The organism is Aeromonas jandaei (assembly GCF_037890695.1).
GTDB lineage: Bacteria > Pseudomonadota > Gammaproteobacteria > Enterobacterales > Aeromonadaceae > Aeromonas > Aeromonas jandaei.
The window spans coordinates 1,916,194-1,940,307 of record NZ_CP149571.1; the positions used below are offsets into that span (position 1 = coordinate 1,916,194).

A 24,114-nucleotide genomic window follows, 5' to 3' on the forward strand; every position below is an offset into this window, starting at 1 on the left:
TTAGTTATTGCTTTGTGTTTGGGTTTTTTGCGTCATTGGTGTGAGGCGATCGTTTGCCGAGCGATTTGTCGCCATTTTGTGAGTCGGTTCATATTTGTCGCGATATGCGCTCCCTATAATCGACCTCGGTTATCACCAGCAGGATTGCCCGGTGATAAATATTCAGGATCACACTCCTCACAGCGGGAAATAAGGAATATGACAATGAAAATGAAGTGGCTCCCGATTGCTGCAGCTGTTACTGCCGCCCTGGCTTCCCAAGCCGCCTTTGCCGTAGATTTCCACGGTTACTTCCGTTCCGGTGTCGGTGTTTCCAAAGATGGAGACATGCAGACCGTTATTAAAAAACAAAAAGTTGGCCGTCTGGGTCATGAAGATGACACTTATGGTGAAGTCCAGCTTGGTCAGGAAGTGTTCAACAAGGATGGCAAGACTTTCTATGTCGATTCCATGGTTGCCATGACCTCTAATGGATCAAACGACTGGGAATCTACAGAGTCTCGTTTCCAGTGCACTGGTGCTAATGGTGTTTTGACTAAGTGTGATAATAAAGAAGATGCAACTTTTGCACTTCGTCAGTTCAACGTCCAAGCTAAAGGCCTGCTGAATTTCGCGCCGGAAGCCACTCTGTGGGCAGGTAAGCGTTACTATCAACGCCACGACATCCACATCTCTGACTTCTACTACTGGAACATTTCCGGTGCTGGTGCTGGTATCGAGGGTATCCAAGCTGGTCCTGGCAAAGTCTCTTTTGCATGGGTACGTAATGACCGCAGTGGTACCGACGATGGCTGGACTTACAATGATGATCTGAATGTTAATACCTTGGATCTGCGTTATGCGGGCATTCCGTTGTGGCAAGACGCCTCTCTGGAAGTTGGTGTGGACTACGCAATTGCCAATCCAACTGACGCTCAGAAAAATTCAAGCAATGCTCAATACAAAAATGCCAAAGATGGCGTGATGTTCACCGCTGAGTTGACTGCCGGTGTGCTGGGTGGCTTTAACAAATCGGTTGTTCAGTATGGTACTGAGGGTTATTCCAAAGCATTTGCATTTTGGGGCGATGGTTCTTGGTACGGTGCAGAAGCTAAAGATGGTGCTGATGGCTTCCGCCTTATCAACCACGGTGTAGTTCCTATGGGGAACTCTTGGGAAATGGGACACCAGCTGGTTTACGGTGTAGGCAATGAAATGTGGGATGGCAACGATAAATGGGAAACCATGTCAGCCGTTGTGCGTCCGATGTACAAGTGGGATGACTTCAACAAGACCATTTTTGAGGGTGGCTACTTCAAGGACAAGAACAAGTCTACTAACGGTTCTTCCTTGGAAGATTCTGGTTACAAGTTGACTCTGGCTCAAGCTTGGTCTGCTGGCTCCAGTTTCTGGGCTCGTCCTGAAATTCGTGTGTTTGCCTCGTATGTTGGCTTTGACAAGAACGACATGGCTAAAACTCCTTTCGATAGCAATACAGCTAAAGATACATGGAACTTTGGTGTGCAAGCAGAAGCTTGGTGGTAAGCAGCTGTTTCAGTTAAGTTAGTGACTGCCCCCGTATGGGGGCAGTTTTGTTTCGCCGGGTGACGGCAACCGGGTTATGGAGATAAGAAGAATGAAACTGGTAAAGATGTCTATTGCAGCTGTGGTCACTGCGCTGCTGGCCGGTTGCGCCGGTAGCATGGTTGTGCCCGTACAGGATCACGCATCCATCCTGAGTAATGCCGAACAGGCTAAGCAGGCTCTTTCGCAGGCAAGCAGTTGCTGCAGCGGGTTCAGTGATTTTAACTATGTGGGATTGCCAGAAGGGGATACCCTTTTGGCAATCGATGGCAAGCAACCCGCCTTCCAGTTTGATGAGGGGATGAGTTACTTTGCGGCTTATCGTCTTCCAACCAATACTGGCAATCTGGCGATCAGTCTGGCATCTCAGGTAAGTAAAACTGTGATGATTCCCAAGGTCATCATGCTGGATGCCCAGTTCAAGGTGACTCGCGTACTGGGTGATTCGGTATTTAGTTATCAGCCTGCTCACTTGCTTGATAACGACCGTATTGAAGGGCGTGTCTTTGTGGATCGCAGCATGCCCGGAAACCCGGCTAGCGAAACTTACATGATCGTCTATGCGCCAGCAGATCAGCTATCTGGCAGCACCACAATCCTGCACCCATCCAAAGCCTTTGCCCGCGCTAATGGCACCGTAGAGCCGGATATCAAGGATCCTGTGATCCCTCATTCCCCATGGGGTCTTGTACAGATCAAGGTTGTGGATATGGCCAAAGGCCAGGGACTGGAGGCAGTATTCAAGCCTGAATATGCAGACAAGGTTGCGATGGGTAAAGGCGCACCAGCGGTGACCTCTGCTGTTGCTGCTGGTAGTGTCACGGCCGCTGTGGTGGCAGCACCAGCCACACCTGCTCCTGCCATGCTGAGTGAAACCGAAGCCTTCTATCAATCCCAGATCGAGAAGGCGGTGAAAGCGGGCGATATCGACAAGGCGATGCAGCTGGTCAATGAAGCCGAACGTGCCGGTTCGACCAAAGCGAAACAGGTATTTGTCGATGCGGTGAAGCGTTCGCAAAAATAAGCTCAAGCAAATTTGAGTGAACACTATATTTATTAAGGCCTCCCTTGTTGGAGGCCTTTTTAATCGGTAGACTGTAATAATAGAGAATAGGCTTGTTACATTGGGTTACATGCTGTTTCTGTGTGTATTGTTAGGAATAATAAAAATACAAAGCGAAACTGTAGTTTATATTTAAATGTAATAGAGTGAGCATGTACAGTTGCATCCTAAAAATACATGTAATTCTCTCTCCAGAACAAGTTGTGATCTTCCCTCCAAAATCAATATTCCTCTCTCATCGAAAGCAGAAATTTACGACCTGCTGGGTTATATTCTGATGGTCAAAATAAGCAAACCCCATTCGATAATATTTCGATGAAGAGTCGTTGGTTCATCCTAATAAATCGTTCAGGGACGACAATCCATTCAGGAGCGCACACAATGTTGAAAAATGCTTTCGCTAATCTGCAAAAGGTTGGTAAGGCGCTGATGCTGCCAGTATCAGTCCTGCCAGTTGCAGGTATTCTGTTGGGGGTGGGTGCTGCCCACTTCAGCTGGATGCCGGAAATTGTTTCCCAGTTGATGGAACAGGCCGGTGGTTCCGTATTTGGCCAGATGGCCCTGCTGTTCGCAGTGGGTGTCGCCCTTGGCTTTACCAATAACGACGGTGTATCCGGTCTGTCAGCCATCGTTGGCTACGGCATCATGGTCGCCACTCTGAAGGTAATGGCACCTGTCATGGGTGTTGAGAGCATCGAGACCGGTGTGCTGGGTGGTATCCTGGCCGGTGGTATCGCTGCCTGGGCCTTCAACCGCTTCTACAAGATCCAGCTGCCCGAGTATCTGGGTTTCTTCGCCGGCAAGCGTGCCGTACCCATCATCACCGGTTTCCTCTCTATCGGTCTGGGTGTCATCCTCTCCGTCATTTGGCCGCCTGTTGGTGGCGCTATCGGTGCCTTCTCTGACTGGGCTGCCAACCAGAACCCGGTACTGGCCTTCGGTATCTACGGTGTGGTTGAGCGTTCTCTGATCCCGTTCGGTCTGCACCACATCTGGAACGTACCGTTCTTCTATCAGGCTGGTACCTGCGTCAACGGTGCCGGTGAAACTGTTCACGGTATCATGACCTGCTTCCTGACCGCCGATGACGCGTCCCGCGCTGCCGGTAACGGCTTCGGTCAGCTGGCTGGTGGCTACCTGTTCAAAATGTTCGGTCTGCCTGCCGCTGCGTTTGCCATCGCTCACGCCGCCAAGCCGGAGAACCGTGCCAAGGTAGTAGGTATCATGGCCTCTGCAGCCCTGACCTCTTTCCTGACCGGTATTACCGAGCCGATCGAGTTCTCCTTCCTGTTCGTTGCTCCGGTACTGTACGCTATCCACGCTGTACTGGCTGGTCTGGCTTACGTGCTGACCAACACTCTGGGTATCGTACACGGTCACACCTTCTCCAACGGTTTCATCGACTTCGTTGTTCAGTCCCCGCGTGCCAGCCACATGATGCTGCTGGTTGGTCTGGGTCTGGTATACGCTGCCATCTACTACGTGGTATTCAGCTTCGTTATCCGTGCCATGAACCTGAAAACTCCGGGTCGTGAAGACGAGAGCACCGAGTCCACTGTTGGCCAAGGTAAAGACGAAATGTCCGCCGCTCTGGTTGCTGCCTTCGGTGGTAAAGAGAACATCGCTTCTCTGGATGCCTGCATCACCCGTCTGCGTGTTGGCGTGAAAGATGTAGCCAAGGTTGACCAGGCTGGTCTGAAGAAACTGGGGGCTGCCGGTGTGGTAGTGGCTGGTTCCGGCGTACAAGCCATCTTCGGTACCAAGTCCGACAACCTGAAAACCGACATGGACATCTGGATGAAGAGCAACTAATTCAGTTGCCTGACATCAGGTTCCGGAAGAGGGAGGCGCAAGCCTCCCTCTTCTTTTTGTGCCGTTTGGTGACTGGGAACTGAGTATGTCATGAAGCGCTTGACCGGTATTGCTGGTACGCGGCAATAAAAAGAGCGCCACATCGGGCGCTCTTTAAGCAAGAGGGGGAGGGTTAGAGTTTCTCCAGATCCCGTTCGATTTCGCTGATCTTGTTCTGTACCACTTTTTCCAGATGGCGCAGGTCGCGCAGGATCTTCTGTTTGATATCGGGGTCGGCATGAACATGAACGCCCTGGGTCAGGCTGTCGAGCTCGTCCACCACGTATTTCAGGTTGGCGTTGATCTCGGTGACATCCTTGTACTCATGGGTGCCCGAGTCGACCAGCATGGTCTTGCGCTGGCGCGGGTATTTGAATTTGACACTCTTGGCGAAGAACTCGCCCTTCTGCTTCTTGAAGTAGATCTTGAGGATGTCGTGGTTGGCCTCCTGGCGCAGGGTGTAGCTGTCGACGGAGGCGGGATCCTGGATCCCCAGGCTCTTGAGATTCTCGTACATCAGGCTTCCTCGGTTTGAAACGATCCTGTCCCATCTATCTTAACCGAGCTTGTGCTGCTTGCCTGTGACAGCGGCGCCAAAATCAAAAGGGCGCCATCAGGCGCCCTTTAAATCACGATAAAACGGCTTACTCGTCGATGGAGCGCAGCAGGGCGTTGATGCCGACCTTGGCGCGGGTCTTGGCATCGACCTTCTTGACGATCACGGCTGCGTAGAGGCTGTACTTGCCGCACTTGGAGGGCAGGGAGCCGGAGACGACCACTGAGCCAGCCGGTACGCGGCCGTAGTGGATTTCGCCGGTTTCGCGGTCATAGATGCGGGTGGACTGACCGATGAAGACGCCCATGGAGATAACGGAACCTTCCTCGACGATCACTCCTTCAACCACTTCGGAGCGGGCACCGATAAAGCAGTTGTCTTCGATGATGGTCGGGTTGGCCTGCAGCGGCTCCAGTACGCCACCGATGCCGACGCCGCCAGAGAGGTGCACGTTCTTGCCGATCTGGGCGCAGGAACCGACGGTGGCCCAGGTGTCGACCATGGTGCCTTCGTCAACGTAGGCGCCGATGTTGACGTAGGAGGGCATCAGCACAGTGTTGGGGGCGATAAAGGAGCCTTTGCGGGCGGTCGCCGGCGGCACCACACGTACACCGGCAGCCTTGAACTGCTCTTCGGTGTAGTTGGAGAACTTGAGGGGAACCTTGTCGTAGTACTGGGCGTCGTCGCCCTTGATGATGCCGTTGTCGTTGATACGGAACGAGAGCAGTACCGCCTTCTTCAGCCACTGATGAACAACCCACTCACCGGCGATCTTCTCGGCAACACGGGCCTTGCCGGAGTCCAGCAGCTCGATGACTTGCAGGATGGCGGATTTGGTAGCGCTGTCCACAGTGCTCGGGGTAATGGTGTCGCGGCGCTCGAAGGCCGCTTCAATGATCTGTTGCAACTCGGTCATGACAGGTTTCCTTTAAAAAATTCTGTTTGTTGTATCACACTTTTCCGACTGTTTTTAAGTGGCTGACCGGAATTCTTCCGGCCAGCGACCATTTCTTTCATATTTCCCAGCCAACCATTTGTTTGGTATGGGAAAACGGAGGTGAAAACAGCCTCTTTCGAATCAGATTGCACTCACTCCATGACAAATTGTTGCGGATTGAGCTGATGCACCAGCCGCTCTTCCAGTTGCAGTTGCTGCTCTGCCGTCAATGGCTCGCCATCGAGGCTGGTCAGACTGAAAAAGTCCTCGACCCGCTCGCCGAAGGTAGCGATCTTGGCGGCGTGCAGCGACAGGCCGCACTGCTGGAACACTGCGCCGATCCGCGCCAGCAGGCCGGGAGTATCGAGGGCGGTCAGCTCCATCAGGGTGTGGCGGCTCTCCCCCTTGTGCGTCAGAAAAACGACCCGGGTCGGTACGCTGAACTGGCGGTGGCGCCGTGACAGTGGCTTGTTGCGCAGCACCAGCTTGCCCGGCTCCTGCAGCGCCTTCTCCAGCGCCTTCTTGATGGTGGCGGTGCGGTTGGGACTGATGGGTTCGCCATTGGGCTCCAGCACCACAAAGGTATCGAGCACGAAGTTGCTGCGCGAGTTCATGATCTGGGCGTCGTGAATGTTGAGGTTCTTCTGATCCAGCGCCGAGGCGACGGTGGCAAACAGGTTCGGCGTGTCGCGGCAGTAGATGAACACCTCGCTGCCACCGCGGGTCGGGTGTTTGCCGATCAGCACCAACGGCGCCGGGTTGTCGCCATGCTCGATGATGTGGCGGCAGTGCCAGGCGATCTGTTCAGGGCTGTGACGCAGGAAGTAATCGGCCTTGAAGTCGCCCCAGAGCTGGTTGATCGCCTCTTCCGGCACGTCGCGCTGCGCCAGCAGCTGCTTGGCCTGACGCTGGTTCTCGCGAATGCGCAGCCGCATGTCGGGCGGGTTCTCCAGCCCCTGGCGCAGCGCCTTCTGGGTAGCGAAGTAGAGCTCGCGCAGCAGGGTGCCCTTCCAGTCGTTCCACAGGGTGTCGTTGGTGGCGCAGATATCGGCCACGGTGAGGCAGTAGAGCAGGTCAAGATGCTGCTCGTCGCGCACCTTCTGGGCAAAGTCGGTGACCACGTCGGGGTCATAGATATCGCGGCGCTGGGCGGTGACCGACATCAGCAGATGGTGGCGCACCAGCCAGGCGACCAGCCGGCTCTCGTAGCGATCGAGGCCGTGCAGCTGGCAGAACTCCAGCGCATCGACGGCGCCCAGTTCCGAGTGATCGCCGCGCCGCCCCTTGGCGATATCGTGGAACAGGGCGGCGATGCTGAGCAGCTCCGGTTTGCGCAGTCGGGTGAACACCTCGTGGCAGAGCGGGTGGCTCTGGCGATTGGCCGGGTTGGGAAAGCCGTGAATGTTTTTGAGCAGCCGATGGGTGTGCTCATCGACCGTGTAGGCGTGGAACATGTCGAACTGCATCTGGCCGACGATGAGGTTCCACTGCGGCAGGTAGGCCGCCAGAATGCCGTACTTGTGCATCAGGCTCATCGGCAGGCCGATACCGTTGGGGTGGCGCAGCAGCGCCATGAACAGGCGACGGCACTCCGGCAGATCCTGCAGCCAGCAGTTGAGCTTGCGCCGCGCTTCGCGCAGCTGGCGCAGGGTGGCGGAGTGGATACCGGCAATCTCGGGATGCTGGGCCATCTGGTAGAAGAGGCGCAGGATGGCGGCGGGCTCGCGGGCGAACAGCTCGGCATCTACGGCATCGATGAGGCGGCCACGGAGCTGGAACTCGTCGGAGAGGCGGCGCACATCCATGGCGCTGTTGCCAAGGATCGCCTCGTCAAACAGTTGCAGCAGCATCTCGTTGAGCTCGGCAACCCGCCGCACCGTCTGGTAGAAACGCTTCATCATCTGCTCGATCGGCGCGTTGCCTTCCCCCTCGAAGCCCAGCATCTGGGCCACGGTGCGCTGGCGGTCGAACAGCAGGCGGTTGTCGCCTTTGTTGATGGCCATGTGCAGGGCAAAGCGTACCTTCCAGAGGAAATTCTGGCAGTCGAGCAGCTCACGATACTCGGCGCGGTTGAGAAAGCCGTGGCTGGTCATCTCGAACAGGGTGGTGGCGCCGAAGTGGCGACGGGCGACCCAGGCGAGGGTCTGGATGTCGCGCAGGCCGCCCGGATTGCACTTGAGATCCGGCTCCAGCTTGTAGGCTGTGCCGAGAAACTGCTGGTGCCGCTCGGCCTGCTCCTGGCGCTTGGCGCGAAAGAAGGCTTCGCTCGGCCAGAAGTGCTGGGGGCCGGTGGCCTCCTTGAGCTGCAGGAATCCCTCCTTGCGGCCGGTGATGTAGCGCGCCTCAATGAGGTTGGTGGCCACCGTGATGTCGGCCTTGCCCTGCTCGATGCACTCCGCCACGTTGCGCACCGCCTGACCCACCTCCAGCTTGAGATCCCACAGCAGGGTGATGAACTCGCCGATGCGCAGCCCCAGCACTTCGTCCAGCTCGTCGCCGTCATAGAGGATCAGCAGGTCGATGTCGGAGTGGGGGTGCAGCTCGCCACGGCCATAACCCCCCACCGCGATGAGGGTGAGGTCGCTCTTGTCGAAACCAAACTTCTGCCAGAGGCGGCAGAGCAGTTGATCCATATATTCGGAGCGGGTGGCGACCAGCTCGATGATATTGTCACCGGCATCGAAGCGGGCATGCAGCCAGCCGAGAAAGCGGCTCAGGTACTCTTTGCAGTTGTCGCGGGTGAGCTGGTCGTCGGGTAACAGGTGGGGGGAAAGCAGGCTGGCGTCCATGGCATCTCACACACAAGTGGCAGGCATATGGCTGAAACGGGCAGTAAAAACCCCGGCGCTTTTCGCTAAGGGCCGGGGTTCGATGTTAGCTGTGTTTGATGAAGCGGTCGATAGTGTCGTCGGGGCGCAGGGTCAGCACTTCGCAGCCATCTTCGGTCACCAGCAGGGTGTGTTCCCACTGGGCGGAGTCGCCGCCATCCTTGGTGGTGACGGTCCAGCCATCCTTCGGATTGACCTTGCAGTGGTACTTCTTGCTGTTGACCATCGGCTCGATGGTGAAGCACATGCCCGCCTTCAGCTCCAGCTTGCCGCCGTTGCGGTAGTGGAGGATCTGTGGCTCTTCGTGGAACTCGGCACCGATGCCGTGGCCACAGTAGTCACGCACCACAGAGAACCCGGCCTTCTCGACGATGGGCTGGATCACTGCGCCGATCTCGGTGATGCAGGCACCCGGGCGCACCTTCTTGATAGCGGCGTAGAGGCTCTCTTGCGCAATCTTGCAGAGCTGACGACGCAGCGGGGTGGTCTCGCCCACGATGAACATGGCAGAGGTGTCGCCGTGGTAGCCATCCTTGATGACGGTGATGTCGAGGTTGATGATGTCGCCATCACGCAGCTTCTTGTGGTTCGGGATGCCGTGGCAGATCACATCGTTCACCGAGGTGCAGATGGATTTGGGGAAGCCGTGGTAGTTGAGCGGAGCCGGGATAGCCTGCTGCACATCAACGATGTAGTTGTGGCAAAGGGTGTTCAGTTCGTCAGTGGTGACGCCTGCTTTGACATGGGGCGCAATCATGACCAGCACATCGGCGGCCAATTGGCCGGCAACGCGCATCTTTTCAATCTCTTCCGGTGTCTTGATTTTAATGGACATGGGATCTCTCTTGCGGCCTGCCGCTGGGCCTGCGAGGACAGGCTGGACAGGTAATGAAAAATAGATGCGTTTGCAATCAGGCCAAAATTTTATCCGCAACCCCCGCCTACTTCCAGTGTGATTGTCATCACAACGTCAAATGGCAGTCGCAACCTCCGTTGACGAGATCCATATTTAGCGCTCGTTTAGCCTCGCTCCGGTGGTGTCGTGGCCAAAGTTATGATATAAAGCGCGCCGGAATGGGGAACTTGCGTCCCGATTTCATCACCCTTACTTAAACAACACACACACATCGACACATATGCCGGGGTGCCTTAACGGGTCGGTTATATGGGATGTGTGGAGGCCTAACCCCAATACAGAGGTATAAAATGGCTAAAGTTTCTATGCGCGACATGCTGCAAGCCGGCGTTCACTTCGGTCACCAGACTCGTTACTGGAACCCGAAAATGAAATCCTACATCTTCGGTGCTCGCAGCAAAGTTCACATCATCAACCTGGAAAAAACCGTTCCGATGTTTGACGATGCCATGAACTTCATCAGCTCCGTAGCTGCCAAGAAAGGCAAGGTACTGTTCGTAGGTACCAAGCGTGCCGCGTCTGAAGCCGTAAAAGAAGCCGCTGAGCGTTGCGACCAGTTCTATGTTAACCACCGCTGGCTGGGCGGCATGCTGACCAACTGGAAAACCGTTCGTCAGTCCATCAAGCGCCTGAAAGATCTGGAAACCCAGAGCCAGGACGGTACCTTCGACAAGCTGACCAAGAAAGAGGCGCTGATGCGTACTCGCGAAATGGAAAAGCTGGAGAAGAGCCTGGGTGGTATCAAGAACATGGGCGGCCTGCCTGACGTTCTGTTCGTTGTCGATGCCGACCACGAGCACATCGCTATCAAAGAAGCCAACAACCTGGGTATCCCGGTAGTTTCCATCGTTGATACCAACTCCAACCCGGACGGCGTTGATTACGTCATCCCGGGTAACGACGACGCTATCCGTGCTGTTCAGCTGTACCTGAATGCTGCTGCTGACACCGTACTGGAAGCTCGCGCTCAGGACATCGTTGTTCAAGCTGAACAAGATGGCTTCGTTGAAGCTGAGTAATTGATAAGGACTGCAAAGCCCTTATTAACCAAGCTGATGTAATTGGTTAGCAGGGGCCCTTGTGGCCCCTGTTTCTTGTCAATTCAAGACCGAGGATACTGGACATGGCAAACATTTCTGCCGCCCTGGTAAAAGAACTGCGCGAGCGCACCGCCGCTGGCATGATGGATTGCAAAAAAGCACTGGAAGAAGCTGCTGGTGATATCGAGCTGGCAATTGAGAACATGCGTAAATCCGGTCAGGCCAAAGCCGCCAAGAAAGCTGGCCGTATCGCCGCTGAAGGTGTGATCTTCGCCCGTACCGAAGGCAACGTTGCCGTCATGATCGAGCTGAACTGCGAGACTGACTTCGTTTCCAAGGATGCCGGTTTCCTGGCCATGGGTCAGAAGATCGTCGAGATCGCTGCTACCCAGAAGATTGCTGACGTTGACGCGCTGAAAGCCGCTGACTTCGGCAACGGTGAGTCCGTAGAGCTGACCATCACCAACCTGATCGCCAAGATCGGTGAGAACATGAACCTGCGTCGCGTGATGCTGGTTGAAGGTGACAACCTGGGTACCTACGTTCACGGTTCCCGCATTGGTGTTATCACCAAGCTGACTGGCGGTACCGACGAGCTGGCCAAAGATCTGGCCATGCACGTAGCTGCCAACAGCCCGCAGTTCGTCAAGCCGGAAGATGTTTCCGCTGACGTCGTTGCCAAAGAGCGCGAAATCCAGATCGACATCGCCATCAACTCCGGCAAGCCGAAAGAGATCGCCGAGAAGATGGTTGAAGGCCGCATGAAGAAGTTCACCGGTGAGGTTTCCCTGACTGGTCAGCCGTTCGTGAAAGATCCTTCCATGACCGTTGCCGAGCTGCTGAAGAAAGAAGGCGCTGACGTTGTCTCCTTCACCCGTTTCGAAGTGGGCGAAGGCATCGAGAAGCAAGAGACCGATTTCGCTGCTGAAGTTGCAGCTCAAATCGCGGCCGCTCAGAAGGCTTAATCGAACCGGTTTTTCCGTTTCCCCAGACCGCGACTTATGTCGCGGTCTTTATATGACCAGGAATCAGTGACATGAGTACCAATCCCAAACCTGCATACAGACGTGTTCTTCTGAAGTTGAGTGGTGAAGCCCTGCAAGGCGCCGAGGGTTTCGGCATTGATCCGGCGGTGTTGGATCGGATGGCCCAAGAGATCAAGGAGCTGGTTGAGTTGGGTGTTCAGGTCGGTCTGGTCATCGGTGGCGGCAACCTGTTCCGTGGTGCCGGTCTTGCCAAAGCGGGTATGAACCGCGTGGTGGGCGACCACATGGGTATGCTGGCAACCGTGATGAACGGTCTGGCCATGCGTGATGCCCTGCATCGTGCTTATGTGAATGCCCGTCTGATGTCTGCCATCTCCCTGCAGGGGATCTGTGACTCCTACGTCTGGGCCGAAGCCATCAGCCAGCTGCGTGCAGGCAAAGTGGTGATCTTCTCTGCCGGTACTGGCAACCCCTTCTTCACTACCGATTCTGCGGCCTGTCTGCGCGGGATCGAAATCGAAGCCGACGTGGTGCTGAAAGCCACCAAGGTTGATGGTGTATACAACGAAGATCCGGTCAAGAATCCGGATGCCGTGCTGTACCATGAATTGAGTTATGATGAAGTTCTTGAAAAAGAGCTCAAGGTGATGGATCTTGCTGCCTTTACTCTGGCACGTGACCATGATCTGCCGATCCGCGTGTTCAACATGAACAAACCGGGTGCCCTGCGCCGGGTTATCATGGGTGAGCCGGAAGGTACCCTGATCCATCACGTCAGCAAATAAGATAGATGCGAGCCGCGCGGCGGCTCGTTCGCCAAAAGGAAAACCGCTGTGATCAACGAGATTAAAAACGACGCCAAGGAGCGCATGGGCAAGAGTGTCGAGTCACTCAAGACCCAGATGTCCAAGATCCGTACCGGCCGTGCTCACCCGAGCCTGCTCGACGGTATCCAGGTTGAGTACTACGGTGCGGCCACTCCGCTGAAGCAGCTGGCCAACGTAGTAGCCGAAGACTCTCGCACCCTCTCCATCTCCGTATTTGACCGCTCCATGATCCAGGCGGTAGAGAAAGCGATCCTGACTTCCGATCTGGGTCTGAACCCCTCCAGCAACGGCCAGAGCCTGCGTGTGCCGCTGCCGCCGCTGACCGAAGAGCGTCGCCGTGACCTGACCAAGGTGGTTCGTGGTGAAGCGGAAAACGCTCGTGTTGCCGTGCGCAACATCCGTCGCGATGCCAACGCCGATCTGAAAGCGCTGCTGAAGGACAAAGAGATCTCCGAAGACGACGACCGTCGCGCTCAGGAAGAGATCCAGAAACTGACCGACTCCTTCATCAAGCTGGTCGATGAGGCCCTTGCTGCAAAGGAGAAGGAGCTAATGGAAATCTAAGCGCCTGAAAGGTATATTACGAGCGCCGTGTAGTGCCCCTGCACGGCGCTTTTGTCTTTGTGGGAGAAAACCATGTCGCTTTTGGCTGCGTTGGGTGATTGCGCCAACACCTCTTTGCCCCGTCACGTCGCCATCATCATGGATGGCAACGGCCGCTGGGCCCTGAACCGTGGCAAGATGCGGGTCTATGGGCACAAGGCTGGCGTCAAGTCGGTGCGTGAGGCGGTGACCTTTGCCGCCCGGGCCAAGATCGAAGCATTGACCCTGTTCGCCTTCTCCAGCGAGAACTGGCGTCGCCCGGAAGGGGAGGTCAGTGCCTTGATGGAGCTCTTCATTACCGTGCTGGGCCGTGAGGTGAGCAAGCTTCACAGCAACGGCATCCGGCTCAAGGTGATCGGTGATACCGCCCGCTTCAGCGAGCGGCTGCAGGCCAAGATCGCCAAGGCGGAAGCGCTGACCGCCAACAACAAGGGTTTGACCCTGAACATTGCGGCCAACTATGGCGGCCAGTGGGATATCGCCCAGGCGGCCCGCAAGCTGGCCACTGCCGTGGCGGCCGGTGAATTGTCAGCCGACCAGATTGATGAGTCCATGCTTGGCCGCGAGGTATGCATGGCCGATCTGCCCCCGGTGGATCTTCTGATCCGTACCGGTGGTGACCATCGCATCAGCAATTTTGTTTTATGGCAGCTCGCCTATGCCGAGCTCTACTTTACCCCGGTGTTGTGGCCCGATTTCAACGAGGCCGAGTTCAGTGAGGCCGTTGCCTCCTTTGTTGCCCGCGAACGCCGCTTCGGCTGCACGGGTGAACAGATCCGGGAATTGATCGCCGAGCAGCAGACCGGCTAAACCCCGCTCCCAAGAGAGAGGTTTCTTTTGCTAAAACAACGAATTATTACTGCTTTGATGTTGATCCCCCTGGTATTGGGGGCGCTTTTCTTTCTGCCATTGAAGTTTTTTGCCCTGTTGGCTGCGCTGGTCTTTTTGCTGGCCAGCCGTGAATGGAGCGGCTTTGTCTCTGCCGCCCCGCAACAATGGTTACCCATCGTATTCTGCCTGCTGCTCGGGGCCAGCCTGTTCTGGCTGCCGGTGGAGCAGCTCTGGACGCCTCATCTGCATCCGCTGGTGATGGGCGTACTCTGGACCGCTGTCAGCTGGTGGCTGCTCGGCTTGCTGCTGGTGCTGCGCTATCCGCAAAGCGCCAAGCTGTGGAAAGAGTCGGTCTGGCTCAAGTCCCTGTTTGGTCTGGTGACTCTGGTTCCCTTCTTCTGGTCACTGGTGGCCATCCGTGGTTACAACTTCTATCACGACCCCATGATGGGGGCCTGGATCCTGCTGTTCGTCATGGGTCTGGTCTGGGCGGCAGATTCTGGCGCGTATTTTTTCGGCAAGGCGTTCGGCAAACACAAGCTGGCACCGGCTGTGAGCCCCGGTAAAACCATCGAAGGGATGTGTGGCGGCCTCTTTACTGCCAGCCTGCTGGCGGTGGGTGTGACCTGGTTCATGGGTTTTGTGCCAGCCAAGATGGGGATCGTGCTGTTCTGCTCGCTGCTGGCGGTGCTCGCCTCGGTACTCGGCGATCTGACCGAGAGCATGTTCAAGCGTGAAGCGGGCATCAAGGATTCCGGCTCTCTGCTGCCTGGCCATGGCGGCATCCTCGACCGGATCGACAGCCTGACGGCCGCCCTGCCGGTGTTCCTGCTCAGTTATCTGCTACTCAGCCAGGAGTTCTGATGCACAAGTCTCTGGTTATTCTGGGAGCGTCCGGCTCCATTGGTCAGAGTACCCTGAAGGTGCTGCGCCACAACCCGGGCAGTTGGCAAGTGCTGGCGTTGACCGCCGCCCGCAACGTGGATGCCATGTTGCGGGATTGTCTCGAATTCTCCCCCCGTTTTGCGGTGATGGTCGATGGGGTGGCCGCCCGTGAGTTGGCTGCTCGTCTGCAAGCGCACGGCAGTGCGACCAGAGTCATGTCTGGTGCCGCCGCTCTGTGCGACGTAGCCGCTCACCCCGATGCTCATAGTGTAATGGCTGCCATCGTCGGTGCGGCCGGACTCGCGCCCACCATGGCAGCGGTACGTGCCGGCAAGCGCATTCTGCTGGCCAACAAGGAGGCGCTGGTGATGTCCGGTGCCTTCTTCATGGAGGCTGTACGTGAACATGGTGCCGAGCTGCTGCCTATCGACAGCGAACATAATGCAATCTTCCAGTGCCTGCCGACCGAGGTGCAGCGCCAACCCGGTTTCTGCGATCTGGCGGCGGCGGGGATCAGCAAGATCCTGCTGACCGGTTCCGGTGGCCCGTTCCGTTATACCGAGGTTGACGAGCTGGCCCATGTCACGCCGGCACAAGCCATCGCTCACCCCAACTGGTCGATGGGGGCCAAGATTTCGGTCGACTCCGCCACCATGATGAACAAGGGGCTGGAGTATATCGAGGCGCGCTGGCTGTTCAATGCGGCGCCCGAGCAGATCCAGGTGGTGATCCACCCGCAGTCGGTGATCCACTCCATGGTGCAGTACAAGGATGGCTCCGTGCTGGCCCAGCTCGGCAACCCCGATATGTGCACTCCTATCGCCCACGCGCTGGCCTATCCCAATCGCATCCCTTCCAGCGTGGAACCTTTGGATTTCTTCAGTGTCGGAGAGTTCAGCTTTATCCGGCCTGATTACGATCGCTATCCCTGCCTGGCGCTGGCCATCAATGCCTGCCACAAGGGGCAGGCAGCGACTACTGCGCTCAATGCGGCCAATGAAGAGGCAGTTGCTGCCTTCCTGGCCGAGCGGATTGGCTTTATGGATATTGCCCGGATCAACGAGGCGGTGATGCTGGCGCTGGAGAGCAGTGCCGTGAGCTCCCTCGAGGATCTGTTTGCCCTGGATGGCGTAGCGCGTGCCCGTGCTCGCCACCTGATTGAGGAGCTTGGCTGATGGGCGGTGTGTTGTGGAATATCGGGGCCTTTGTCGTTGCCCTTGGCCTGCTGGTCGCGGTACACGAGTTTGGCCACTTCTGGGTTGCCCGCCGTTGCGGGGTAAAGGTTGAGCGTTTCTCTATCGGTTTTGGCAAGGCGATCTGGCGTCATCTTGGCAAGGACGGCACCGAATACGTGCTGGCCCTGATCCCGCTGGGTGGCTACGTCAAGATGCTGGATGGCCGGGTGGATGAGCTCAAACCCGGTGACGAGCAGTACGCCTTCAATCACAAATCGGTATGGGCCCGGATGGCCATCGTTGCGGCTGGCCCCATGGCCAACTTCGTCTTTGCCCTGTTTGCCCTCTGGCTGATGTTCATGATCGGTGTGCCGGCGGTAAAACCGGTGATTGGCGAGGTGCGCCCTGCGTCCATCGTGGCCGAGGCGGGTATCCAGCCGGGCATGGAGATTGTCGGGGTCGGTGATGAGCAGACCGGCGACTGGGAGAGCGTCACTTATGCCCTGCTGAGCCATCTGGGCGATCAGTCGGTCCCCCTCAAGGTGAAAGCCCCCCAGACCAGCTATGCCACCGACAAGAATCTGTCGCTGGACAACTGGAAGTTTGATCCGGACCGGGAATCCCCGATTGGCAGCTTGGGGATCGTGCCCCTTGGTGGCAAGGTATTGCCAGTGGTGTCGGCCGTGGTAGCCAAGAGTGCCAGTGAAAAGGCGGGTTTGCAGGTTGGTGATCGCATCAAGCGGGTCGGCGAGCAGGAGATCACCGAGTGGGCCCAGTTCGTCGAGCTGGTGCAGCAGGCACCGGGTGCACCGCTGCAGGTTGTGGTCGAGCGCAACAACCGCGACCTTGATGTGACCCTGACCCCGGATACCAGAAAGGTGCAGGGCAAACTGGTTGGTTTTGTCGGTCTCTCGCCGCAACTGGTTCCATTACCGGATGAATACCGAATTCTGTTACAGTATGGCCCTTTGCAGGCCCTGTGGCAGGGAGCCCAGAAGACCTGGAGCCTGATCACGCTCACCTTTGACATGATCGGCAAGCTGGTTGCTGGCATAGTGTCGCTGGATAACCTGAGCGGCCCCATCTCCATTGCCAAGGGGGCGGGCAGCAGTGCCGACTATGGTCTGGTCTATTTCTTGAGTTTTCTGGCGCTGATCAGCGTCAACCTGGGGATCATCAACCTGTTCCCCCTGCCGGTGCTCGATGGTGGCCATCTGGTCTATTTCCTTATCGAAGCGGTCACTGGCAAACCGGTGTCGGAGAGAATTCAGGAAGTGGGTTTCAGGATCGGTGCCGCCATTCTGATGTTATTGATGGGCATTGCGCTGTTTAACGATTTCGCTCGCCTCTGAGGCCAGAGCATCAACAAGGACACATAAGAACAAAATGGCTGTTAAAAAAGCATTGGTGTTGAGTTGCCTGCTGGGCGCCAGTTTCCTGGCCCAGGCGGCCCCTGCCTCTTTTGTGGTGCAAGATATCCAGGTCGAAGGTTTGCAACGGGTGACCCTGGGTGCGGCACTGTTGAACCTGCCGATCCGGGTTGGCGACTCTGTCGACTCCGTCGCATTGGCGAATGCCATCAAGAAGCTCTACTCCTCGGGCAACTTCGAGGATGTGAAAGTCTACCGTGATGGTCAGGTGCTGCAGGTGATGGTCAAGGAGCGTCCGACCATCTCCAGCATCGAGTTCTCCGGCAACAAGGATATCAAAGAGGAGCAGTTGACCCAGAGTCTGGAGTCCTCCGGCATCCGTGTCGGCGACCCGCTGGATCGCACCGTGCTTACCTCCCTCGAAAAAGGGTTGGAAGATTTCTACTATGGCGTGGGCAAGTATTCCGCCAAGGTCAAGGCCATCGTCACTCCGCTGCCGCGCAACCGGGTTGATCTGAAGTTCACCTTTGTCGAAGGTCAGGCTGCCAAGATCCAGCAGATCAACATCGTCGGCAACAGCGTCTTCCCGGAAGAGAAGCTGATTGCCCAGCTCTCCCTGCGTGACGAGGTGCCCTGGTGGAACTTCACTGCGGATCAGCGCTATCAGAAGCAGAAGCTGGCCGGTGATATTGAAACCCTGCGCTCCTACTACATGGACCGCGGTTATATCCGCTTCCAGCAGGAGTCCACCCAGGTCTCCATGACCCCGGACAAGAAGGGCGTTTACGTCACCCTCAATATCAAGGAAGGGGAGCAGTACAAGGTCTCCGGCGTCCAGCTCAAGGGCGATCTGATCGACCGCGGCGGCGAGATGAAGGGGCTGATCCCCATCGAAGCGGGCAGCACCTACTCTGCAAGCCAGGTCACCCACACCGAAGAGGTACTCTCCAAGTTCCTCGGTCGTTATGGTTACGCCTATCCGAAAGTGGTCACTTTCCCGCAGATCAACGACAAGACCAAGGAAGTCGAGCTCATCGTCAACGTCGAGCCAGGTCCGCGCGTCTATGTGCGCAACATCAACTTCACCGGCAACGCCACCACCGAAGATCAGGTGCTGCGCCGCGAGATGCGTCAGATGGAGGGCACCTGGCTCTCTTCCGACAACATCGAGCAATCCAAGAGCCGCCTCAACCGCCTTGGCTACTTCGAGAGTGTGGAAGTGGATACCAAGCGGGTGCCGGGCAACGAGGATCTGGTCGATCTCGACTTCAAGGTCAAAGAGCAGCCAGCCGGCTCAATCAACGCGGGGGTGGGCTACGGTACCGAATCGGGCCTGAGCCTGCAGGCGGGGATCTCCCAGGACAACTTCATGGGAACCGGCAAGCGGGTTGCCATCAACGCCAGTACCAACGACTACTCCAAGAACGTCGATTTGAGCTACAACGACCCTTACTTCACCGTCGATGGCGTCAGCTTGGGTGGCCGGGTCTACTACAACCAGTTCCGCGCCGATGATGCGGATATTGTCTCCTATGAGAATGAGACCTTCGGTTTCCGGCTCTCCAGCGGCTTCCCGGTTAACGAGTTCAATCGGCTCGACTTCAGTACCGGTGTCGAGAGTACCAAACTGAGCCGTCCGTCGTTCAATGCTCAAAATTATGAGCAGTGCTTGAGAGATAATGAGAGTAATCCTGACTACTGCTGGGATCAGTGGAACGACAACCGCCAGTCGGTGCAGATGGATCAGTTCTGGAACCTCTACTCGCAGGATGGCTCCAACCTCGACTTCGTGACCGTCGATGTGACCGCAGGCTGGACCCGCTCCACCCTGAACAAGGGGATGTTCCCGACTGCCGGTGATCGCCAGCGGGTCAACGCCAAGGTGACCGTGCCGGGCATGGAGCTGCAGTACTACAAGCTCTCCGCCGAAGATGCCCACTACTTCCCGCTCGATGCGGATCACAATTGGGTAATGATCGGCAAGGGGCGTGTCTCCTACGGCAATGGCTATGGCAATGACTCCATGCTCCCCTTCTTCGAAAACTACTACGCCGGTGGTTTCGATACGGTGCGTGGCTTCAAGAGCAATACCATCGGTCCCAAGGCGATCTACAAGGTCTATAACAAGCCAACTGTTGCTGGACAAAGTCCGACTTGTCAGACAAATGCTGACGGTTCTTGCTTGTACGAAGGTTCCGATACCTCGGTCGGCGGCAACGCTCTGGCAGTGGCCTCGTTCGAACTGGTCTTCCCGACTCCGTTCGTCTCCGAGACCTATCGTCCGCAGATCCGCTCTACCGCCTTTATTGATGCCGGTACTGTCTGGAGCACTGATTTTGCCAATGGTGCCTACCCCTGTGCTTCCGGGGCGGATTGCAACTACTTGAGCCAGGACTACTCCAGCCCGGGTAACATCCGGGTCTCTGCCGGTGTCTCCCTACAGTGGCTCTCGCCGATGGGCCCGCTGGTATTCGCACTGGCCAAGCCGATCAAGAAATATGAGGGTGACCGTACCGAGTTCTTCTCGTTCAACATCGGCCGTACCTTCTGATGAGTGTTTCACCCCCACCCATGCGGTGGGGGTATTCAATGATGGGACGCGCAGCTTGCGTGCCTCACCAGGTAACAAGACGGTGTCAATGCCGCTTGCATAATCGGGTAAATCAGGTAGCCCTCGCCATGAGGGAACAAGGAGTAAGTGTGAATAAAGCGTTGAAAGTAGCTGGTTTGAGCTTTGCACTGATGGCTGCCGGCATGGGTTCTGCCTTCGCTGAGACCAAGATTGCCGTGGTCGACATGGGCGAAGTTTTCCAAAAGCTGCCCCAGCGTGAAGCCGTTGCCGCCAAGCTGAAAGGCGAATTCGAGCCGCGCATGCGCGAGCTGCAGAAGCTGGAACAGGAAGGCCAGAAGCTGGTCGAGAAGTTCCGCAAGGATGAAGCCTTCATGAGCGCCGAGCAGAAGAAGCAGAGCCAGGAGAAGCTGGCCAAGCTGCAGATGGAGTTCAACCAGAAGCGCCAGGCATTCGAGCAGGACAATGGCCGTCGTCAGTCTGAAGAGCGCAACAAGATCCTGACCAAGGTGCAAGCTGCCATCGACTCCATCGCCAAGAGCAATGGTTACGATCTGGTGCTGGAGCGTAACGCCGCCCCGTATGCCGCCAGCAAGCTGGACATCTCCGGCCAGGTTATTTCTCAGGTAAGCAAGAGCAACTAATTGATGGCATTTACTCTCGCACAGCTGGCCCAGCAACTGGGGGCCCAGGTCCATGGCGACGGAACCCTGGAAATCCGCAAGGTAGCGACACTGGAAAAGGCCGGGGAGGGTGAGATTACCTTCCTGTCCAACAAGAAGTACCGCTCTTATCTGGAGCAGAGCAAGGCGACTGCCGTGCTTATTACAGAAGCGGATCTCCCTTTTTGTCCCACCAATGCGCTGGTGCTCAAGGATCCCTACGTGGGTTTTGCCCGGGTAGCCCAACTGCTGGACACCACCCCGCAGCCGGCCATGGATATCCATCCGAGTGCCGTCATCGCGGCCGACGTCCAGCTGGGCGAGAGAGTGGCCATCGGTGCCAATGCAGTGATCGAATCCGGCGTTGTGCTGGGTGACGATGTCCGCATTGGCCCGGGTTGTTTCGTTGGCAAGAATACCCGGCTGGGAGCCCGCTCCCGGCTGTGGGCCAACGTCACCCTCTATCACAATGTGACTATGGGTACCGACTGTCTGGTTCAATCCGGTACAGTGATCGGTGCCGATGGGTTCGGTTATGCCAACGAGCGTGGCGAGTGGATCAAGATCCCCCAGCTCGGTGGCGTGACCATTGGCAACCGGGTCGAGATCGGTGCCTGCACCACCATCGACCGCGGTGCGCTGGAAGATACCCGCATCGCTGACAACGTCATCATCGACAACCAGTGCCAGATCGCCCACAACGTCGAGATCGGCTACGGCACCGCCGTGGCGGGCTCCACCGTGATGGCAGGTAGTCTCAAGGTCGGCAAATACTGTATCATTGGCGGCGCTTCCGTCTTTAACGGGCATATGGAGATCTGTGACCAGGCCACCGTTACCGGTATGGCCATGGTGATGCGACCCATTACCGAGCCCGGTGTCTACTCTTCCGGCATCCCTCTGCAAACCAATAAAGAGTGGCGCAAGACCGCCGCCCGGGTGATGCGTATCGAAGAGATGCACAAGCGGTTAAGCAAGCTTGAGAAGAAGCTGGATCAAGAATAATCACGATTGGTATAGGGTACTGTTTTGACTACTGAAAAGAAGAGCCTGGGCATCCAGGAAATCATGGATCTGCTGCCCCACCGTTATCCGTTCCTGATGGTGGATCGTGTAGACGACTACGAGATCAGCGATGAGCGCAAAACCCTGCGCGCCATCAAGAACGTTTCTTTCAACGAGCCGATCTTCCAGGGGCACTTCCCGGCCAAGCCGGTGTTCCCGGGCGTACTGATCCTGGAAGCGATGGCGCAGGCCACCGGTATCCTGGCCTTTACCATGGTGGGCAAGCCGTCCCCCAATGAACTCTATTACTTTGCCTCAATCGACAACGCTCGCTTCAAGCGTCCGGTCGGCCCCGGTGACCAGCTGGTGCTCGACGTGGAGTTCCTGAAAGAGCGTCGCGGTATTGCCAAGTTCACCGGTGTCGCCACCGTCGACGGTGAAGTGGTCTGTACCGCCGAGCTGATGTGCGCCAAACGCGAGGTTTAACACACGTGATCGACCAGACTGCCACCATTCACGATACTGCTATCGTCCATGAGTCTGCCGTGATCGGTAAAGGGGTTGAAATCGGCCCCTTTTCTGTCATCGGCGCCGAGGTAGAAATCGGCGACAACACCTGGGTGGGCTCCCACGTGGTGATCAAGGGCCCGACCAAGATTGGTCGCGGCAACAAGATCTTCCAGCACACCTCCATCGGTGAGGATTGCCAGGACAAGAAGTACGCCGGCGAGCGCACTTTCCTCGAGATTGGCGACAACAACGTCTTTCGCGAGAACTGCACCGTGCACCGTGGCACCATTCAGGACCAGAGCCTGACCAAGGTGGGCAGCGGCAACCTGTTCATGGTCAACGTTCACGTTGCCCACGACTGCATCATCGGTGACAACTGCATTTTCGCCAACAACGCGACCCTGGCGGGCCATGTGGTGATCGGCGATTTCGTGATCTTCGGTGGTCTCTCTGCCATTCACCAGTTCGGTCGCGTCGGTTCCCACGCCTTCGTTGGTGGCTGTGCCGCCCTGAACAAGGATGTGCCGCCCTACGTGATGGCCGCCGGTAACTACGCCAAGCCGTTCGGGGTCAACTCCGAAGGTCTGCGTCGCCGCGGTTTCAGCGCTGAGGCTATCTCTGCCGTCAAGCGTGCCTACAAAGAGATCTTCCGCTCTGGCAAGACCATCGAAGAGGTGCTGCCTGTGCTGATCGAGATGGCGCAAGCCGAGCCGGCCGTCCAGCTCTATGTGGACTTCCTCAAAGACAACGAGCGCGGGATCATCCGTGCCTGATCCGGTTCGTATCGGTATCGTCGCCGGAGAGGTCTCCGGCGACATTCTGGCTGCCGGTCTGGTGCGCGAGCTGCAAGTCCGTTACCCGGACGCGCAGTTCGAAGGGATCGCCGGGCCGCGCATGCAGGCTCTGGGCGTCAAGGCCTTGTTCGAGATGGAAGAGCTCTCCGTCATGGGGATCACCGAGGTGCTGGGCCGTCTGCCGCGCATTCTCAAGGTTCGCCGCGAACTGCTGCGTCACTTTATCGCCAATCCGCCCGATATCTTCATCGGCGTGGATGCACCGGATTTCAATATCGGGGTGGAGCTTAAACTGCACCGCGCCGGTATCAAGACGGTTCACTATGTCAGCCCCTCGGTGTGGGCATGGCGTCAGAACCGCATTCACAAGATCAAGGCGGCCACCGACATGGTGCTCGCCTTCCTGCCGTTCGAGAAAGCGTTCTACGACCGTTTCGAGGCCCCTTGCCGCTTTGTCGGCCACACCATGGCGGATGACATTCCGCTGGTGCCGGATCAGGCTGCCGTGCGTCGCAAGCTGGGTATCGATGCCAACCGCCGCTGGTTGGCGGTACTGCCGGGCAGCCGCACGGCGGAAGTGGGCTTTATGTCCCCTCTGTTTCTCGAAGCGTGCAAACACCTGACGGTGCGCTATCCGGATCTCGGTTTTATCGTGCCGCTGGTCAACCAGAAACGGCGTGAGCAATTCATGGCCATCAAGGCTGAAGTGGCACCGGATCTCGAGATGGTGTTGCTGGAAGGGCAGGGGCGCGAGGCGATGATCGCCGCCGACGTGGTGATGCTCGCCTCCGGTACGGCGGCGCTTGAAGCCATGCTGGTGAAAAAGCCGATGGTGGTGGGTTACAAGCTCAAGCCCTTCAGCTACTGGCTTGCCCAGCGGCTGGTGAAGACTGAATTCGTCTCCCTGCCCAACCTGCTGGCCGGGCGCATGCTGGTGCCGGAACTCATCCAGCACGAGTGCACCCCGGAGAATCTGGTGGAAGATGTGAGCAAGTATTTCGAGCACGACAACAGTGCGCTGGTCAACACCTTCACCGAGCTCCATCAACTCATTCGCTGCAACGCCGATCTGCAGGCTGCCGAGGCGGTAGCCGAGCTGCTAGGCAGATAGCAGTAGTAGGTTCGATTAGCCGCGCTGCGGCG

21 protein-coding genes are annotated in these 24,114 nt (G+C 57.1%); 17 read left to right on the top strand and 4 right to left on the bottom strand.

Going from position 1 to position 24,114, the window contains the following annotated elements; genetic code table 11:
• The first annotated feature begins 204 nt into the window (after window positions 1-204).
• From WE862_RS09400 to ptsG, 3 genes are all read left to right on the top strand, one after another.
• The gene (locus WE862_RS09400) at window positions 205-1,524 is read left to right on the top strand and encodes a maltoporin (RefSeq protein WP_042030252.1); all 1,320 of its coding nucleotides are present in this window, start codon (window positions 205-207) and stop codon (window positions 1,522-1,524) included.
• A gap of 91 nt (window positions 1,525-1,615) precedes the next feature.
• Window positions 1,616-2,587, top strand: a complete 972-nt coding sequence (locus tag WE862_RS09405) for a MalM family protein (RefSeq protein ID WP_042030254.1) — start codon at window positions 1,616-1,618, stop codon at window positions 2,585-2,587.
• Between the two features lie 420 nt (window positions 2,588-3,007).
• Complete coding sequence (gene ptsG / locus WE862_RS09410; protein WP_042030255.1) at window positions 3,008-4,438, top strand: PTS glucose transporter subunit IIBC; 1,431 nt, start codon at window positions 3,008-3,010, stop codon at window positions 4,436-4,438.
• Window positions 4,439-4,610: 172 nt separating this feature from the next.
• On the opposite strand, the gene WE862_RS09415 is transcribed toward ptsG, so the two are convergent.
• The 4 genes from WE862_RS09415 to map form a co-directional block, all read right to left on the bottom strand.
• Entirely contained in the window at window positions 4,611-4,994 is a 384-nt protein-coding gene (locus WE862_RS09415) for a DUF3461 family protein (RefSeq protein WP_033116100.1), read from the bottom strand.
• Between the two features lie 127 nt (window positions 4,995-5,121).
• Complete coding sequence (gene dapD, locus WE862_RS09420; protein ID WP_033116099.1) at window positions 5,122-5,949, bottom strand: 2,3,4,5-tetrahydropyridine-2,6-dicarboxylate N-succinyltransferase; 828 nt, start codon at window positions 5,947-5,949, stop codon at window positions 5,122-5,124.
• 173 nt (window positions 5,950-6,122) lie between these two features.
• Entirely contained in the window at window positions 6,123-8,759 is a 2,637-nt protein-coding gene (gene glnD / locus WE862_RS09425; protein WP_042030257.1) for a bifunctional uridylyltransferase/uridylyl-removing protein GlnD, read from the bottom strand.
• An 85-nt stretch (window positions 8,760-8,844) separates the two neighbouring features.
• Window positions 8,845-9,633: a type I methionyl aminopeptidase gene (gene map / locus WE862_RS09430; RefSeq protein ID WP_041208075.1), complete on the bottom strand. Its 789-nt coding sequence runs from the start codon at window positions 9,631-9,633 to the stop codon at window positions 8,845-8,847.
• Window positions 9,634-10,004: 371 nt separating this feature from the next.
• On the opposite strand from map, the gene rpsB reads away from it, so the two are divergent.
• The 14 genes from rpsB to lpxB all read left to right on the top strand — a co-directional run bounded on the left by rpsB (window position 10,005) and on the right by lpxB (window position 24,082).
• Window positions 10,005-10,733, top strand: coding sequence for a 30S ribosomal protein S2 (gene rpsB, locus WE862_RS09435; RefSeq protein ID WP_005303470.1), 729 nt, complete (start codon window positions 10,005-10,007; stop codon window positions 10,731-10,733).
• A 104-nt stretch (window positions 10,734-10,837) separates the two neighbouring features.
• Entirely contained in the window at window positions 10,838-11,719 is an 882-nt protein-coding gene (gene tsf / locus WE862_RS09440) for a translation elongation factor Ts (protein ID WP_041208076.1), read from the top strand.
• Between the two features lie 71 nt (window positions 11,720-11,790).
• A complete protein-coding gene (gene pyrH, locus WE862_RS09445; protein WP_041208077.1) occupies window positions 11,791-12,525 on the top strand; it encodes a UMP kinase in 735 nt (244 codons plus the stop codon).
• A gap of 48 nt (window positions 12,526-12,573) precedes the next feature.
• A complete protein-coding gene (gene frr, locus WE862_RS09450; RefSeq protein WP_033116094.1) occupies window positions 12,574-13,131 on the top strand; it encodes a ribosome recycling factor in 558 nt (185 codons plus the stop codon).
• A gap of 72 nt (window positions 13,132-13,203) precedes the next feature.
• On the top strand, window positions 13,204-13,980 hold the full coding sequence (gene uppS / locus WE862_RS09455) for a polyprenyl diphosphate synthase (protein WP_042030259.1): 777 nt from the start codon (window positions 13,204-13,206) through the stop codon (window positions 13,978-13,980).
• Between the two features lie 27 nt (window positions 13,981-14,007).
• A complete protein-coding gene (locus WE862_RS09460) occupies window positions 14,008-14,865 on the top strand; it encodes a phosphatidate cytidylyltransferase (RefSeq protein WP_041208079.1) in 858 nt (285 codons plus the stop codon).
• Entirely contained in the window at window positions 14,865-16,061 is a 1,197-nt protein-coding gene (gene ispC, locus WE862_RS09465; RefSeq protein ID WP_042030260.1) for a 1-deoxy-D-xylulose-5-phosphate reductoisomerase, read from the top strand. Before WE862_RS09460 ends, ispC begins: the two co-directional genes overlap by 1 nt.
• Window positions 16,061-17,413, top strand: a complete 1,353-nt coding sequence (rseP, locus tag WE862_RS09470; protein WP_042030262.1) for a sigma E protease regulator RseP — start codon at window positions 16,061-16,063, stop codon at window positions 17,411-17,413. Before ispC ends, rseP begins: the two co-directional genes overlap by 1 nt.
• A 34-nt stretch (window positions 17,414-17,447) precedes the next feature.
• Window positions 17,448-19,982, top strand: coding sequence for an outer membrane protein assembly factor BamA (gene bamA / locus WE862_RS09475; RefSeq protein WP_042030264.1), 2,535 nt, complete (start codon window positions 17,448-17,450; stop codon window positions 19,980-19,982).
• Window positions 19,983-20,131: 149 nt separating this feature from the next.
• Window positions 20,132-20,644, top strand: coding sequence for an OmpH family outer membrane protein (locus tag WE862_RS09480; RefSeq protein WP_033116088.1), 513 nt, complete (start codon window positions 20,132-20,134; stop codon window positions 20,642-20,644).
• Between the two features lie 3 nt (window positions 20,645-20,647).
• Window positions 20,648-21,667, top strand: a complete 1,020-nt coding sequence (lpxD, locus tag WE862_RS09485; protein WP_005343790.1) for a UDP-3-O-(3-hydroxymyristoyl)glucosamine N-acyltransferase — start codon at window positions 20,648-20,650, stop codon at window positions 21,665-21,667.
• Between the two features lie 24 nt (window positions 21,668-21,691).
• A complete protein-coding gene (gene fabZ / locus WE862_RS09490; RefSeq protein WP_005338559.1) occupies window positions 21,692-22,153 on the top strand; it encodes a 3-hydroxyacyl-ACP dehydratase FabZ in 462 nt (153 codons plus the stop codon).
• A gap of 5 nt (window positions 22,154-22,158) precedes the next feature.
• Entirely contained in the window at window positions 22,159-22,950 is a 792-nt protein-coding gene (lpxA, locus tag WE862_RS09495) for an acyl-ACP--UDP-N-acetylglucosamine O-acyltransferase (RefSeq protein ID WP_042030265.1), read from the top strand.
• Window positions 22,943-24,082, top strand: a complete 1,140-nt coding sequence (gene lpxB, locus WE862_RS09500; RefSeq protein WP_042030266.1) for a lipid-A-disaccharide synthase — start codon at window positions 22,943-22,945, stop codon at window positions 24,080-24,082. The genes lpxA and lpxB overlap by 8 nt, the downstream gene beginning before the upstream one ends.
• The last annotated feature ends 32 nt before the right edge of the window (window positions 24,083-24,114 follow it).

Bases quoted from the DNA above. Each gene is read 5' to 3' on its own strand.
- WE862_RS09415 (WP_033116100.1), bottom strand. From the start codon at position 4,994: ATGTACGAGAATCTCAAGAGCCTGGGGATCCAGGATCCCGCCTCCGTC.
- tsf (WP_041208076.1), top strand. From the start codon at position 10,838: ATGGCAAACATTTCTGCCGCCCTGGTAAAAGAACTGCGCGAGCGCACC.
- rseP (WP_042030262.1), top strand. From the start codon at position 16,061: ATGGGCGGTGTGTTGTGGAATATCGGGGCCTTTGTCGTTGCCCTTGGC.
- WE862_RS09405 (WP_042030254.1), top strand. From the start codon at position 1,616: ATGAAACTGGTAAAGATGTCTATTGCAGCTGTGGTCACTGCGCTGCTG.
- WE862_RS09400 (WP_042030252.1), top strand. From the start codon at position 205: ATGAAAATGAAGTGGCTCCCGATTGCTGCAGCTGTTACTGCCGCCCTG.
- lpxD (WP_005343790.1), top strand. From the start codon at position 20,648: ATGGCATTTACTCTCGCACAGCTGGCCCAGCAACTGGGGGCCCAGGTC.
- pyrH (WP_041208077.1), top strand. From the start codon at position 11,791: ATGAGTACCAATCCCAAACCTGCATACAGACGTGTTCTTCTGAAGTTG.
- rpsB (WP_005303470.1), top strand. From the start codon at position 10,005: ATGGCTAAAGTTTCTATGCGCGACATGCTGCAAGCCGGCGTTCACTTC.
- uppS (WP_042030259.1), top strand. From the start codon at position 13,204: ATGTCGCTTTTGGCTGCGTTGGGTGATTGCGCCAACACCTCTTTGCCC.
- bamA (WP_042030264.1), top strand. From the start codon at position 17,448: ATGGCTGTTAAAAAAGCATTGGTGTTGAGTTGCCTGCTGGGCGCCAGT.
- glnD (WP_042030257.1), bottom strand. From the start codon at position 8,759: ATGGACGCCAGCCTGCTTTCCCCCCACCTGTTACCCGACGACCAGCTC.
- dapD (WP_033116099.1), bottom strand. From the start codon at position 5,949: ATGACCGAGTTGCAACAGATCATTGAAGCGGCCTTCGAGCGCCGCGAC.
- map (WP_041208075.1), bottom strand. From the start codon at position 9,633: ATGTCCATTAAAATCAAGACACCGGAAGAGATTGAAAAGATGCGCGTT.
- ispC (WP_042030260.1), top strand. From the start codon at position 14,865: ATGCACAAGTCTCTGGTTATTCTGGGAGCGTCCGGCTCCATTGGTCAG.
- ptsG (WP_042030255.1), top strand. From the start codon at position 3,008: ATGTTGAAAAATGCTTTCGCTAATCTGCAAAAGGTTGGTAAGGCGCTG.